Source organism: Serratia marcescens, assembly GCF_006715005.1.
Taxonomy (GTDB): domain Bacteria; phylum Pseudomonadota; class Gammaproteobacteria; order Enterobacterales; family Enterobacteriaceae; genus Serratia; species Serratia montpellierensis.
The window spans coordinates 66,453-81,117 of sequence record NZ_VFMJ01000002.1; the positions used below are offsets into that span (position 1 = coordinate 66,453).

General features: G+C 55.3%; 12 protein-coding genes and 1 pseudogene. All 13 read right to left on the minus strand.

The window, feature by feature from the left end; genetic code table 11:
• Positions 1-14: 14 nt before the first annotated feature.
• Positions 15-545, minus strand: a complete 531-nt coding sequence (locus FHU12_RS26990) for a phospholipase D family nuclease (RefSeq protein ID WP_141973191.1) — start codon at positions 543-545, stop codon at positions 15-17.
• Positions 545-892, minus strand: a complete 348-nt coding sequence (locus FHU12_RS26995; protein ID WP_063988481.1) for a hypothetical protein — start codon at positions 890-892, stop codon at positions 545-547. Before FHU12_RS26995 ends, FHU12_RS26990 begins: the two co-directional genes overlap by 1 nt.
• Positions 871-3,090, minus strand: a complete 2,220-nt coding sequence (gene trbC / locus FHU12_RS27000) for an F-type conjugative transfer protein TrbC (protein WP_141973193.1) — start codon at positions 3,088-3,090, stop codon at positions 871-873. Before trbC ends, FHU12_RS26995 begins: the two co-directional genes overlap by 22 nt.
• Positions 3,074-4,150 (minus strand): DsbC family protein, encoded by a 1,077-nt coding sequence (locus FHU12_RS27005; RefSeq protein WP_141973195.1) that lies wholly within the window; start codon positions 4,148-4,150, stop codon positions 3,074-3,076. The genes trbC and FHU12_RS27005 overlap by 17 nt, the downstream gene beginning before the upstream one ends.
• A 108-nt stretch (positions 4,151-4,258) precedes the next feature.
• Positions 4,259-5,470 (minus strand): secretion/conjugation apparatus DotM-related subunit, encoded by a 1,212-nt coding sequence (locus tag FHU12_RS27010; protein WP_141973197.1) that lies wholly within the window; start codon positions 5,468-5,470, stop codon positions 4,259-4,261.
• Between the two features lie 91 nt (positions 5,471-5,561).
• Entirely contained in the window at positions 5,562-6,200 is a 639-nt protein-coding gene (gene excA / locus FHU12_RS27015; protein WP_141973199.1) for a plasmid IncI1-type surface exclusion protein ExcA, read from the minus strand.
• Positions 6,201-6,266: 66 nt separating this feature from the next.
• A complete protein-coding gene (locus FHU12_RS27020) occupies positions 6,267-8,411 on the minus strand; it encodes a DotA/TraY family protein (protein WP_141973201.1) in 2,145 nt (714 codons plus the stop codon).
• A gap of 97 nt (positions 8,412-8,508) precedes the next feature.
• On the minus strand, positions 8,509-9,069 hold the full coding sequence (traX, locus tag FHU12_RS27025; RefSeq protein ID WP_141973202.1) for a conjugal transfer protein TraX: 561 nt from the start codon (positions 9,067-9,069) through the stop codon (positions 8,509-8,511).
• On the minus strand, positions 9,059-10,267 hold the full coding sequence (gene traW / locus FHU12_RS27030; RefSeq protein ID WP_141973204.1) for a conjugal transfer protein TraW: 1,209 nt from the start codon (positions 10,265-10,267) through the stop codon (positions 9,059-9,061). Before traW ends, traX begins: the two co-directional genes overlap by 11 nt.
• 12 nt (positions 10,268-10,279) lie before the next feature.
• Entirely contained in the window at positions 10,280-13,342 is a 3,063-nt protein-coding gene (locus FHU12_RS27035) for a putative type IV secretion/conjugal transfer ATPase (RefSeq protein WP_141973206.1), read from the minus strand.
• Positions 13,317-13,931 carry a conjugal transfer protein gene (locus tag FHU12_RS27040; RefSeq protein WP_221627862.1) on the minus strand — a complete coding sequence of 205 codons (615 nt, stop codon included), beginning with the start codon at positions 13,929-13,931 and terminating at the stop codon, positions 13,317-13,319. The genes FHU12_RS27035 and FHU12_RS27040 overlap by 26 nt, the downstream gene beginning before the upstream one ends.
• Before the next feature lie 105 nt (positions 13,932-14,036).
• Positions 14,037-14,423, minus strand: a complete 387-nt coding sequence (locus tag FHU12_RS27045; protein WP_141973208.1) for a DUF6750 family protein — start codon at positions 14,421-14,423, stop codon at positions 14,037-14,039.
• 78 nt (positions 14,424-14,501) lie between these two features.
• Positions 14,502-14,665, minus strand: a pseudogene (locus FHU12_RS27515) (conjugal transfer protein TraQ); the annotation flags it as partial.

Below are 14,665 nucleotides of genomic sequence, written 5' to 3' on the forward strand. Positions count from 1 at the left end.
AATGAAAAGTATTTTTAATACGACGAATGCCACTCCTTTCCGATATCCCAGCGCGATTGCCAGTGCGTCAGGTAGGTTTGTGCCACGCCAGGCATATCACGTAGCACCAGCGCATTTTCTGAGTTGGACCGCGCCGCTGCACGGCTAAAGTTAAATGACCCGGTCTCGACATTCACCTGGTCAGTGATGATCAGTTTGTCGTGCATTATCTTGAAGGTATCGACAGTACGAACCGGGATACCGGCATTGACCAGCACGTTCATCGCCGCCTGGCTGGCCTTGTTCTGATTTCCCTTCGCATCGAGCACCACTTTCACATCGACGCCCCGATGCTTGGCCGTCGTCAGGGCTTTCACCACTTCGGGTGAGGTAAACGAATACCCCATTAGGCGGATACTGCTCCGTGCCTCATTAAGCGTATTCAATACCAGCTGCAGAGCGCTCCCTTCCGGTGAGAACCCGACCTGCACCGAGGGGGCCGCCATAGCGCACGGAACGACCGCTAACGTCGCGGCCAGACACCAGGCTTTCAGTGAAGTCCGCATTATTTTGCGCCCCCGTATAACACATTCCCGTTCCTCGAGCTGACATCGCCCTGGACATGGCCACAGGTGACGTTGCCATTTCGCGTCTCGATGTTGCCGGTTACATTACCCGCCCTGACATTGCCGTTAGTGCTGCGAACGGTGCCGACATTCCCCTGTACCGTCACATCAGCCTCTTCGGAATCAAGAACCTGCACATCACCCACAATCGTGATGGCGACCGCCACGACCTTTCCATCACCCAGCGACACCGTTTGGCCATCTGCAATCACCTGGTTACCACTGACACGGATATGATTACCATCGACGACCATCGTCTTGCCGTTTACTGTGATTTTCGTTGCCATTTTGCATTCTCTTTTGAAGTGTTGTCGGCCGGTTTCTCAACCGGAATATGTTGCATTTGATAGGCCATCAGACGAGGTTGTCCGACGCCCAATGCGATCGGCGTCCTCGCCTGCACCTGGTAACCACATCCGCGCGCCGGCAGATGCGCCAGCGCTGTTTCCCATAACAGGCTGGTGCTAACCGCCGCCGTCGGGCGTCGGGACCAGATATGTAGCCATTCGTCTTCCAGTTCATTGAGGGCGGCCAGCGCGGGGTCGGTCAGCTGCAGGTTCTCCAGGTCTGAACGTGCAGATGGCGCGTCCAGCCGGCGAACGATCTGCTGTATCCGATCGGCACGTGGGTAGCTGCGGCGAATAGTTGCCGGCGCCTGCGCCAGCAACGCATCAAGAGATGGCGGAGAGACCTCAATGAAACGGTTAATCTGTATCGCTTCTTTGGTAAACTTGTCGGCATCCGCGATATAAAGTGACGAGCCACGGATAACCTCCCCCCGAAACAGGGTGATATTCTCGCCCTCCTGCAGCTGCTGTACTTCTTCCACGCTGACTTTCTTTTGCTCACGCAGTTGCAGCCTGTCGTCTTCATCCCATCGGCTGCCGAGAACACCGTTCTGACGCACCATCTGACTCATTTCCGGTAGATATTCAGTGCCGGCCATCAGCTGCAGGATTTCCAGGGTGTCTTTCGGGTCCATGATTTTGCCGGTAATACGCGTGCCCATATTGGCAATCAGCGTCCACACGCGGTCACCGGCGGCTGATTTAAGTCGCTGTGCTTCTTGCCCGGCCAGCAGCAGGCAATACCCCAACGATCGAACCTGAGTAGCCAATTCACCCAATTTCTCGGTGTAACAGGCCCCCACCTCATCGGCTATCCACAGAAACGGAAACTTATCCTTGTACTTACGTACAACCATGATGTCTTCCGGACGCCCCTCCAGCTTTTCTCCAAGGTCCTGGCTCAGGATCATTGCCAGCTGGGACACATACAGTCGCCCAAGCGCTGCCGCCTCGGTCGCAGAAATTTCCAGTGCAGGGATGAGAATGACGAGGATGCGATCGTTGTGAACAACGTCTCTCAGGTCGATATCACCTGCATCGCGCGCAAACACATGACCGTAGGTGTCGTTGAACAGCGCCAACATGCGGGTGAACTGCTGAATGAGGTAACCATGCTGGTTCAGCGCCTCCGGCGCCCATTCTGACGGTGAGTCCACCGTGGCCAGATCAAACCCCGCCAGCGTGCCGAGATAGTTCTCCAGTGGTAATCGCGCCTCATCGTGCCACTGCTCCTCCACGGACTGGATATAGAGCCGTGCAATACTGCGCAAAGGAAGGTGGGCCTGAATGGTACGCTGCGACATCACCGTCCCTTCTCGCCGGCATTTGTACACCAGGGCAAACACCAACGCCTGTATCATCGCCCGCGCCTTTTCCTGCCAGCCGCCGTCGTTGCCGGCCGGTGGTAACATCGAGTCCATCAGGTTGATGATGTAGGTTTCTTCGGCTATGCCGAAGGCATTGACCGTATTGGTTTGAGGACGGTTTTTGACATCTTCCAGCAGTTCCTGAGCACGGGAACGGCCGCCGGTGATAAAGTTCATCATCCGCAGATCGTCTTCTCGGCCAAAACGCCGGGCCATGGACGCAATGGCCAACGCCACGTCGTTCTGTGCCTTTGCGTCGGAATAAATCAGCCCCTTGCCCAGACCGAGTTGGTTGAGCACATAACCCAGCAACGTTTCCGTCTTACCGGCACCGGTGGTACCAAACATCAGGATGTGCCGCGTCATGTCGTCCATTGACAACCACAACTCACGCCCCGCATCCCGGCCACGGAGGTATCCCAGATAGAGGATGCCGGCCGCTTTGCCCATGACAATACGCATGGCCGTCACGGGCAAAAAGCCCCACATCTTGCCCGGCACCTGACGCTGCGTAGAAGGGTCGAGCCGATCCATATCGCTTGGCATGCGCATCGGCATCTGCCAGGGTTCCATCAACATCGACGGCGCCCAGAACATCAAGACAGGCAGTGTTAACCACAAGGTGACCGGCCATACCACACCGACGATAACGGCGCCCGCCATCCCCAGCGCCAGCCCTCCTGGGGACAACATCCAGTCTCCCAGGGCTGAGTGATAAACGCGGCGATTAATTCGATTGCGCGCTATGCCGTAGTCAGTGGGTTGCTGCATCCGGTGTCTCCTTTTCGCTCAGGAACTGGCTCAGTTGAGCCGGATCACGCAGAACAGCCTGAGGGACATAGCGGCCATCATCAGCAATCACCCAGGGGGTGCCCGGAATGCGATAGGCCTGATAAGCCACCTCGTTGACGCCAAGCGCTTTTTCGGCCACATCACAGGCGCTGTCGGCTTTCTTATCGACCGCAGCCGCTTTACCCAGCTGAAGTCCATCGGTACCAACAGTAAATAGAGCCTGCCAGGCAGCCGGCCGCTGCGCCGGCGGCAAGCACAACACAGGGGTAATGGCAGCAATGGATTTCTCTCGCCCAATCACAGCCACCGGGAAGACAACCACGTTAGCCATTTGAGCCGCCGCCACTAAAGCCGGCTCCAGATGTCGGCAATTCGGGCAATTGGGATCAGCAAACACATACAAAGTGCGATCGTGGCCAGAGGAATAGTTCACGGTGAACAATTGGCGGTCGGCAGCACTTTGCAGCTTCTGCGGCAGGGTTGACCGGACGGACGCTGGCAGCGCCCAGCCATCTTCTGGCGCGGGAGCCCGCGTTTGCTGGACAGGAACAGGCACTTCAAGGCGTTCAGCTTTAGTCGCATGAGGCGGAAGCGTCAGCGGCACAACCTGTTGCGCGGGAGCCAGGCTAACCTCGGGGCCAGGTTCCAGTTCCAACGGCCCCTCCTTGCTGGAGTGCACGAGAGAAACACCCAGCATCAGCCCGACAATCAGCAGTCCAGCGCTAATGACCAACCGACCGCCCCATCGGGTACGCCAATTTTCTGCCTGCTTTAACTGTGCCTCAGACAACGCCGCAAGCAGCTGATCGTTACCACCATTAGCGCTGGACTCAACTGTGAAGACATTCCCCAACTTGTCGCAGCACATCACCCCGGCGTCAGACAGGAAAAAAGTCGGCTGGCGTCGCAGGTCAACTGTACATAAAGTACGGACACCCCGCCCCTCAGCCGGCTTGCCCAGGTCGACTGGACGTTGGACGACTAACAGATTACCGCGGATGTATACAGAGAAAGGCGCATAGTCAGATTTTGCACGCATGGAATATCCTTTTAATTCAAATAAGGGTCGACACCAGAGCCTGATTGGCCTGACGTGCTAACGGAGTTAATTCGGTGGGGGTGTTCGGGTAAATCAAGAGGGGTGACGCTAGGGAGCCGCTGCCGCCTCGCTGTCCGGCGGGTCGGTAATAGCATAAACAGCTGACATCACTGACTGTTCTGTCGCCTGACGCCGACGAACCACTGCCGGTATATACGGGTAGACCAGGCCCAGACTTTCCAGATCGGCCTGTAGCCCTTCAACGGCTTGTTCCACCATAATTCCCGGACGAGGCAATCGCAGCTTACAGGCACGAACCTCGGCGCGAGCCTGAGCGGCAATACCGGCACCTTCAACAAACACCTTTGCGGTGTCTGCTGAGTGAAGCCCATACCACAATGTACGGTCAATCCCCTTAAGCCAGCGAAAACGCGCCGGGGGCAATCGCAGGTCACGGGCATACAACCCAACGAGTGCACTGCGCACATATCCGTGCCCCTCCAGCCACTCGTTGACACCGGGGGCCTGAATCACACGTTGAAACGCTGCATTGGCCAACGGGAACAACGGCACTGGTGAAACCCGCTTGCGCCGTAAAAATCGTCTCACTACACAGGAACGATTGAGATCATCCAGTAGTTGTGACGCAGACGCACGATCGTTCAGGAAAACCTGCAGACCAAACACTGCCAGCAAAGCGCGCTCGTAAGGGTGCCAATTTGTCACATCACACATAGGTTTACCCAACTGCGCGGTGAACACCGCCGCGGCGGCAGCCCTATCGAGCGTCTTGCGGTGAACAAGTTGAAGTTGCGCGGTGAAGTCTTCTGGCCTTAGCGCCCAAACGTTAGCCGGGGCGGGATCATTCATCAAACCATCCGGACCGGAGGCCATAGCCAGCACGGGCGTCACGGAAGGGGCAAAGCTGCTGGCCAACTGCGGTAACGTATGAATATTGATGGGACGTTTGCTGCGAAATGCCAGTACAGGGTGCTGCGCCAGCGCGATACCACTGGCCACGACGATCGGTGCCAGAAACAACAAGAAGATACCTGAAGTGGCATTCATCACTGTCAACCACTCATCAAAGGTGACGTCGACGGCATGATTGGCCGTATCGGCAAGCAGGTTGATTTTTTCACCGACCCAATAATGGATACGGGGAACATCCACCGCTGTCCAGAGCCAATACAGTACCCAGCAACTCCCGTAGACAAACGAATCAAAAAAGAGCCAGCACAACAGAACGGCAGCACAGAAGGCCAGGAACATTTGCCCTTGATCGCCATCCCATGCACTTTGCGACGGGCGGTTATACATAAGGAATGACTCGCAAAAAAGAACACCGGCTATAAGCCGGTGTTGAGGGTGTTTGCCACCTGGTAAGGTAGCCAGAGGAGAAAGTTAGGTGTCAGGCCAGGCGGGGGATCTCGATATGGTTTTCACGCTCCAGCTGCTCACGGTGAATATCAACATACTCAGAGAACGGCATCGCTGGCTGATATTGCTTGAACTCCATAGAACCCAGCGTATCAAACCAGCGTTGGGCCCACGGCGTGGAAATTTCAATACGGGGTAATTCCGGGAGTTTGGTGTAAAGACGGAACATCTTTCCTTCCACTTCCCGATTGGTCCAGTCTTTCATATCCAGCCCAACAACGTCGACTTCACCTTTGCGAATGCGGTGCACGTAAAGGATGGTGCCACGTTTGATATCAATGCCCAGATATTTACCATCCCCTTCATGGTACATCTCATAGCCCTGCTCAGGCATAAAATACTCAGGGTCTTTAACATCGTTCGTGATGACTTTTAGAATACGACGTTTACTTATGACCTGCTTAGTGAAAATAGCGACAGGGATGAGTATCGCGGCCCAGATCAAACCGTAGAAAAATAGCTGGTAAAGATCACCGCTTTTTAGAACATCGCTTAACGTCAGCAGTGACGCCAAAGCTAAAAATAGAAGGCAGGGTAAAGCTAATACCATATAAAGGATTTTAAAAACCCAAGCCCATCCTTCGCGTGTAGTTTTCAGTCGCTGCACCATAGTTTTATCCTCCAACAGCCGTTGATGACATTATACCCAACAACTGTACATTTGTCAGGGTGTTTTCTACTGAATTCCATCAGCCCCATTACCTTTTCCGGTCCTATTCGGCATATTACGGACACCAGGAATTCGTTGAGATCCAGTCCCGGCCGCCCCGAACATATTTTTCATATTATCGACCAATCCGCCCATAACATTATTCCCTTCACGACCACCAAGGAATGAGATCACATAATCCGGTAGAGATGCCTCTAAACTGAATAGCCGTGTCACTCCAAAGGTTGAGATGCGTGCATATATCATCAACCAACCAACCATTTTAACCAATCCCATAATCGAGTCCGCATTAGCATTAGCCAGTGCTGAAGCAAACAACAGATTTAGCACCGTGCCACCGGCTATTGCTGACACTGAAGCGAAAAAGAACCCCAGCACCATAAGAGAAGGCCGTAACATCATGTCGATCAGGAAGATATAGCCATAGGCACTCCGGCTTCCCTTGTCCTCCTCTGCCCCCAGATGCGTCGCTGACCACATTGGCCCGGCCCCGCACCCAATCAGCACGCTGACAATCCAGTTAAAGAAGCCCGTCATCCAGAAAATAAAAGGTACTGCCGGTAAGAATACGGCTAATGAGAATCCAATAGCCAAAAGCGCAAACATAAAGAAATAGAACATTGGCGCCATCGCACCCATAACATCCTTAACCACAGCGCCGGCATCAACCGCAAAAATTTTACTTGCCCACCCTACAGGTGAGTTACTGGCCGCTGATGCAATCGCCCAAGTACCGGCATAAGCAGCCATCAGGGTTTCAGTAGTGCCTAAGGTATAATCACCGATCTCCTGCATTTTAATTAATGGGTTTACTTGACCGTTGAAATCGGCGTCAGTACCCAAGTTTTTTGTAGCTATAAGGGTTGTGAGTTTTTGGATTGGGCTTTTTAAAATTCCAACGAATACTGAGTTCGGATCTTGAGCTGCACCGGCTGCACTAATCTCACTCTCCGTTTGTGTTCCCAGGGGCGGTGTATAGGTACTGTTCTGCACCTGCGCACGATAGGCCGTAAGCACCTGATTGTACAAGTCCCCCGTACCGTGCTCGCCCACACCACTCATGCCACTGGTGATTGGCGTGGCGTTGGCCACATCGTTGGTTTTACTGTTGGCTGTCGCGAAGGTGTGATACCAAGCCCCCAGAGCAACCCAGCCATAACTCTTGATCTGATTGACCAGCTGACTCTGCAGCGAATCCTTATAGTTAATTTGGTTCAGCGCTTTGTTGACCGTATCCTCATAGTCAGCGGCCGCATTCTGGATATCGGTTTCCACATCCTGAAAACTGCCACTATCCTGATCACGCTTACTCAAATAGGTATCGACGAAGTCCATTGCAGCCCGATCCAGCGATGCCTGCATCCTGTCCAGCGCCTGCTTTTGTGACGCCACCACATTTTCGGTATCGACCTTGCTGTCAAATAACACGTTCCAGACGCCGCTACGGGCAGAGTTAGGCGTCTTCGCCGACCCACAAATGGCGCTGCCATTACCGGTCACGTACTCACCATTGCCCCCTTTCGTGCTCATCATCGGCGTATTCGCTTCCCCTGACGCATAAAGGGCCTGCAGTTCGCGGTTAATAGCATATTTGCACAGGTTCATTTCAAAAATGGCCCGGGCAGCTGAACGCGTCGCCGGCGCAGTCGGCTGCGTGACCATGGAGTATCCGCTGGCCATCATATCCGCCGCTTTATCGGTTAGCAGATTGGCGCTCCCGACGCCCATTACCGACGCCGCCCACAGCATCACCAACTGCGAAATCGACCACCCTGAGCCGGTAGGCACCAAAGTGATAAATCCCGCAAAAGTCATGATCGGGTACAACATCGAACGGGCGCCATTAAAAACACGCCCCTCATGGCCAGCTTTGACGACGGTTTTCATCGTCACAGTCAAAAACCAAAACAGGGCTATGGCACAAAGTACACCGTTGATAATGGCAAACAGAGAGCCAATCAACGTTTGTTGCCCGGGGTTAAAGGGATGTAGAACCACATCCCCAAAGATCATGACCAACGCCTGGCGCGATAAGTCATTGGTTTTCTGTGCAGCATCAGCGATGGTCTGATAATTCACGCCATCGGCGAACGCCGGCCAGGAAAAGAGCAGCAGCAAGCCTGCTGACCACAGCCTTTTGAGAAATTTCATCGTGTTGTCCGTATGTTATGGCCCCGGCGGATCGCTGGGTAGAAGGCAGGGAAGGAAATGAGGCGTCAAAGGAGATAACGGCGATGCACTCCCGTTATCAGCGCCAACATCCCAATGACACCGTTTGCCGGCAACAGCGGTTTTCCGACCGAAAATCCTCGAACGTGCCCTTTTCCTCTACGCTGACACGCTGGGTAGTGAGTTGCCACAGACGATACGTTGCGATCAGCGCCTTGACGTAGCCCGCCGCCCCTAACAGCACCAGGATCAATGCCGCGATCGTCGCTCTCAGCAAGGTGGCGCCGGGCAAAGTGGTGAAGCTCGCCAAAAGCATCAGCGACAAAATCAAAGCAAGCCCGCCGCAAACCAGCATCAGGAACCACCAAAATGCCCGGATACGGACAAAGTTGGTGCGAAGCTGCTCAATCGGAACTCCCGTCGCCGCCACCGCTTGCGCCCAGGTCAATGGTTCACGTTTAACCTGCTGACGAGCACGAATCATCGCCCGTGCTCTCGCCAGATTATTCAATATCGGCCGGACGCCACTGCGGTAAATCACCCCAAGATCAGAGAGGGGGTTAACCAATGCCACCCCCACTTTTCCTACACGCCGCCACGAAGAGGTGGCAGACTTCTGCTTACCATTCTCAGTTTGCATTCGCGGTTACTCCTGCGCTCATCTGATTAGACAACTGCTGCAGCTGCGGCGCATATTGCGCTTTGGCCGCCATGGCCAGCTGCTGCCCCGCAATCACGTTCGCTTTCCGCAACTCGTTTTTAATTCCCAGCTGTAGCCAGTTGCCCAGGCTCTGGACACGTACCAGCTCCCGCGTCAGGTTATCGCCACTCATTGCCTGCAGGTCAGTTTCATAAGCGGTATTGGCGTACCGCCGGCCAACCTCGAACGCCTCATATTCCCGTTCGCTCATCACCCCGGACTTCTGTGCCTCCGGGCTCGCCGTCGCCGAAAAATACTGGCTGGCCGACGGGCTTTGTAACGACTCACCCAATGCCTCACGGGTTGCGGGGTTAGGCTGGCTGGCTGCAATCAAGTCCAACTGGGGCTGCGAGGAAGCGCTCTGTATTGACTTATATTGCGTCAGCAACCCCTGATACTCGCGGCCGGTGGCCGATTGAATATCCCCCTTCCCCGGCGTGCGTCCAGCATCATGACGGGACGAGTTTTTCATGTAAGCCATCGCCGCATCGACTTGTTCCTGATTGAAGGTCAGATCAGGTGCTTTACCGACAGCTCCTGCACCATCCATGAGGGAACGCAACTCAATATCGCCGCCGGGCAACGGGGAGACCTGTGGGCAAAGATCCGTTCCCCCGTAGGTTGCCGCCTCTTCTGCCGTACAGTACGCCGCATGCACAGCCGCACTGCGATAACCACCTTGACGGGGGGCCACAGGAAGAGATGCCACACTCTTGCGAACCATGGCGCTGCTGACCCCGCCGCCGCCGGACAGCCTTGATGCGCTGGAGCGTGTCTGCTTGCTGACCTGCGTAGCCATACCGGAGGCCGACTCACTGCAGATACTGTCCGTTACCGTAAAGCTGTCACGCGCGCGCTCCAGGCGCTCTGTCTGACGGCCAAAGATATCGGCCTCTCGCTGCGCGCGTGCCGCTTCAGTCACCGCCGAGACTTGCTTGTCACTGGCCTGTACGATAGCGGTACCTATCTGGGTTTCCGTTGTGAGGATCTCCGCCAGCGTGGCATTGATAGTGCCCATTGCCGGCATCACCTGCATTTCAATCGGCGCACTGCCGGACACATAAACGGTAACCGCGGCCGCGGGCTGGCTCAGTCCGAGACTGACCGCCAGCGCGACCACTGTCGCTGAGTATTTCATGATTTTTCTCGCTTAGATGTGATAGCCGCGTTTGGCAATAAGCTCTGAGGCAAGTTGACGCGTAACATTGCCGGCATCGACATCGCCGGCCTGCTTTCTTCGCAGTTCGATCAACTTCGCCGCAGTGCCCTGCGGAAAAGCTTCGGCCAGAATGGCGCGCGCCGTTGACCCACCAACCTGCTCGTACAACAGCCGACGAAGCGGACTGTCTATCGGTGAAGAGTTCAGCGCCCACAGTTCCAGGGGCCCGAGTGCGTTTTTCAATATTCTGGCAAGCGTGCCACCGCCCTTGATACGAAAAACGCCCAGGAACGGCACGCCACTCCCGTCGGGCGCCGGGCCAGTGCCGCAACGCTGAAAATTACGCAAGGTAACTTTAGGCACTTTGAAACGGTCGACCAGCAGCGCTTCGTCGTCCGGATCGACTTCCATCATGAACAGTGAGTTAGCCGAGCGGAGGATGGCGTCAGGGAAGTCGCGCATATACTGGGAGGACAACACGGTGCGGACCCCGAACTTACGTTGTTCACGGTCCTGGGTTTCCAGCATTGGGAAGATAAACGGCACTTTCTTGGCGTTATGCAGTTCGTCATACCCCTTTGTCTTCACTTCCTGATCCAGCTGTTCCAGTCGATCGATATGTAATGCGTGATAACGCTTATCGACCGCGGCCAGTAACGCGTCTCGGTACTGAGGCAAAACGAAGTCACCGCCAGCCACCTGCCCGGCAAACAGGAACATGATCCCCGTTTTGAGGTGCCCCTCTTTACTGTCGTCGCCCATAACGTTGTTGAGGTCAATGGCAATAACCCGGGTGCGGGGGTTAATTACAAATTGTGTGCGCCCAGCCAGCATCTTGAAGTCACCGACTGCGTCGTTCATGCAACGGAACAGATAATCCAGCAATTTTTCCTGGCTACCGTCACGCTGGATCTCGCCATAAGCACTTTTAATCTCATCAAGGTTCAAGATCCGGGTCATATCCGACAATTCCGGCACCGCCTGAAACTGCGCCAGCTGGGCCTCCCGAACGTACCCGCCTTCGAACAACAGGTCGCGAACCTCATACCACACCGCTTTCTCCCACCAGTCAGCATCGAACCGCTCGAACAGCCCTAGCTTATCCAAAGCCTCGTCAACACACGCCAGCCCCGGCAGTCCGCGGCTATAGAGCTGAGCACCGCTGGTTTCAGCATTGATAGAATAGGCTTTACTGATGGCACGATTGAGAATTTGACGAGTATCCCGCGCGTTCGGCGGTATTCCTGTCTCTGGATCGATACACATTGCGGTCAGCATGCTGAGTATCCAGTTGCGCTCAGGAGGGATCGGGTACCGTGCCCCCAACTGGATATCAAACAGGTTCCGGCAATGCGCCTTGTCGTTTTGCAACACGATGCCGATCACTTCATCTTTCCGCTCAGGGGGTAAACTGTCCCGCAGCAAAGCAATCTGCCCCTGCATCGAGAACCCCTTATCCACGCCGGCAAAAAACGGCAGATTTTGCTGGGCACTGGTGATTTGAATATTACCCAGGGCATTAAGTAATACCGATTTACCCGTACCAGATGAACCCGATACCAGGCTGGTCAACTTGTTCTGCTTACTGGTGGCCAGCCCCACAGGGTAGAGTTTGCCATCCAGCGTGGGGAACAGTGCGTTGCCATCGTCTTCCCAGGCGGAGGCCGGGCGTGTCAGTGGGGCAAGATTCAGCGCTTGGGATAGCGGCGGATACAGTGGATTAGGACCACTGCCTTTGCTGGATGCCACTAAAGTGGAAACCCAGGCACGAACGGGATCGCCGAAGGTTTGTGTCACCTCGCATACGCCCCAGGACTGGAAGGCCTGTGTCAGTAGTGTCAGATTACGGGTCACCGCCTGCGGGCTGTCCCCCCAGGTAGCCGCCGTTATCGTCATCACGCAGACCGGTTCATTTCTATCAACCTCGGTGAGTGCTGCAATGGACTTCCAAATCGGCCGCAATGTCGGTACGAACGCCATAAAGTCGAGCGTCCCTTTTTTGACGCCCAGCGCAGCCATCCCGCCAGGCATCACATCCATGCGAACCCGCCAGGGCACCGCGCGCGGTACCAACGCTTTAAGATGCGCAAACGACTGAGGGGTTTGCGGCCCAAGAACAACAGACAAGGTGCCATGCCACACGCCATTAATGCGCAACATATTGCCCTGCGGGTGTACATCCTGATTCATCAGTTGGAAGTTCAGCCAAGGCGCCAGGAATGGCGTATGGTCTTCATCATCACGTACGCCATGCGGCATGATAGGATCGTCCGGCAACAACGGCCGCCAGTGTTCGGAGGTGCCGGCGCGGTCAACTTGTTCGCGCAAGGCATGACCAACGGAGTGCGCGTCCAGGCGGCTCAGCAGTACACCTTCCCCGTTGTCCTTCAGCGCCGTTTCTATACCGCTGAGAAAGGCGTCATGCCTGATTTTTTGCCCCACCATCTCCGCCAACACCGGATTTTGGCCAAAACGCGCATCAGGACTTTGCTGGATAAGCACCTTGAGGCGCTTGTTTTCGTCCATCAGTTCGTGGGCTGACAACGCCTTGCGCCCGGTATAACACACCAGATAGCAGCGTTCTCGTGACACCCAGGGGCTTATTTTGGCCACCCGCTCATCGAGAATTTCCTTCAGAGCAATACCGGTACGCCGAATGGAGCGGTATTGAGGTGCCATCAGGCGTCTGACCTCTTCTTCCCCGCGCGAGGGATCATCCTCGTAAACCAGGCTGAATTTATGACCATGCCGGCGATATACCGCATTCAGCGATTCGGTCATGCGTTTGATGCGCCCCATCCAGGAAAACGGCGCATCAGGGGGAGCAGTTTCATCGGTGTCGCAAAAGCTGCCGGCGACGGAGAAGGCCGAACAATAGTCACCGTCATCGGTCACCAAGATATAGGGGGCCTCCAACTCAGGATGGCGTATACGATCGTCATCTGTCAGGCGGATCACCGTCTGCAAATCACAGTAATCAGGTAAATCCCGCGACACGGCGAAGCGGGATGTTGCAGTAATTATCTCTTCAATCCAGCGGATCGGGCTCAGCATACAAATCACTCCGGCGGTAAGTAGGCAAACACCAGCTCGTTAAGGCCTGCGTCGCTGTTTTACCTTCGGGTAACAACAGCGACAGGTCATCGAACACATCAGGGGGAAATACGGGCACGCAGCCAATGAGGCGTTGCTGCAGGTGTGCCCGCTTGGCCGGTGGCAATCGCAACATGGCGGCGGCAAACTCGCCAACGCGCGCCGTTCCCCATGCCCCTTCCACTTCGCGTGCATGGAGCACCATCCAGCGCCACAAACGTTTTCCCTCACGTTGCTGCGCGCGATTGCCGGCAATCATCGCCAGCAAAATCTGACGCTGCAGATGAAGGACATTCTTCAGAGACGTGCCTGGGAGCCAGACCAGACGGGCATGCGCGGCGGTGGGGCTGTCGAGATGGCCAGTGAGGTAGCACAAGGTGCATACCGCATGGGGTTCATCAAACCCAGCTCGGGCCCCCTGCCACAGCTTGCGAATATGCAGGCCGCAACATTGACAACGTGAACCTTCCATCGGCTGCGGCAACGGTGTCTGGGGATCGCCGCTGATATCCAGCGACAATGGGGCCGGCATTAACTGAACGTTAGTCATGGCAGCATCTCCACCCAATGCCGACCGGGGCATCATCCGAAATATGTCGCTGTGCCATAGCGCCACTCCATAAAAAACGCTCCGGAAGCCCGGAGCGCGTTTCGTTTAACCGACGTTGACCGGTGTCAACCCCACCTGTGTTTGCGCCCGTTTGATAATTTCCGGCACCACGATGAGGCAAACGCCAAACAGGATGGACGCTAAGATGTGCCAGGCCTTAACTTGCGGATTATCTTTCTTGTTTCTGGCAGCTATGAGTCCACCGATAACAAAGAAGACGCCAGCGAACTGCGCGATGGTCAGCGACGACTTGATGCCAGACTTCGCACCTTCAGCAGCCCGATTTGCCATATCAGCAATATCACCATCGGCAAATGCAGCGACAGGAAGGGCTGCAGCAGCCCCGGATAAAAACGCACTAAGCCGCTGGCGTAACCATGTTTTCAGGAAATAAACGCGCACGGAAAGGTTCAGCATCATGTCATTAGGCATGATTAACTCCTTGAAAATGAAAATTGTTATTTAATGAAGGATGAGAGTGCGCTTACGCGCGGATGAAACCCGGCAGGCTTACAGCATGCCAAGGGATTTTTGCAGGGCATCAAGCAGATAAGGACTGCAGACCATCATGATACCCAGCGTGAATTTCAGGCTTCCGGTGGAAACGTCCTGGCTGGCCGATAACCCCGTATGCCCATCTTTAAGTGAGCGGCGCCAGGTCAACATCCCCTGCA

Bases quoted from the DNA above. Each gene is read 5' to 3' on its own strand.
- FHU12_RS26990 (WP_141973191.1), bottom strand. From the start codon at position 545: ATGCGGACTTCACTGAAAGCCTGGTGTCTGGCCGCGACGTTAGCGGTC.
- FHU12_RS26995 (WP_063988481.1), bottom strand. From the start codon at position 892: ATGGCAACGAAAATCACAGTAAACGGCAAGACGATGGTCGTCGATGGT.
- trbC (WP_141973193.1), bottom strand. From the start codon at position 3,090: ATGCAGCAACCCACTGACTACGGCATAGCGCGCAATCGAATTAATCGC.
- FHU12_RS27005 (WP_141973195.1), bottom strand. From the start codon at position 4,150: ATGCGTGCAAAATCTGACTATGCGCCTTTCTCTGTATACATCCGCGGT.
- FHU12_RS27010 (WP_141973197.1), bottom strand. From the start codon at position 5,470: ATGTATAACCGCCCGTCGCAAAGTGCATGGGATGGCGATCAAGGGCAA.
- excA (WP_141973199.1), bottom strand. From the start codon at position 6,200: ATGGTGCAGCGACTGAAAACTACACGCGAAGGATGGGCTTGGGTTTTT.
- FHU12_RS27020 (WP_141973201.1), bottom strand. From the start codon at position 8,411: ATGAAATTTCTCAAAAGGCTGTGGTCAGCAGGCTTGCTGCTGCTCTTT.
- traX (WP_141973202.1), bottom strand. From the start codon at position 9,069: ATGCAAACTGAGAATGGTAAGCAGAAGTCTGCCACCTCTTCGTGGCGG.
- traW (WP_141973204.1), bottom strand. From the start codon at position 10,267: ATGAAATACTCAGCGACAGTGGTCGCGCTGGCGGTCAGTCTCGGACTG.
- FHU12_RS27035 (WP_141973206.1), bottom strand. From the start codon at position 13,342: ATGCTGAGCCCGATCCGCTGGATTGAAGAGATAATTACTGCAACATCC.
- FHU12_RS27040 (WP_221627862.1), bottom strand. From the start codon at position 13,931: ATGACTAACGTTCAGTTAATGCCGGCCCCATTGTCGCTGGATATCAGC.
- FHU12_RS27045 (WP_141973208.1), bottom strand. From the start codon at position 14,423: ATGCCTAATGACATGATGCTGAACCTTTCCGTGCGCGTTTATTTCCTG.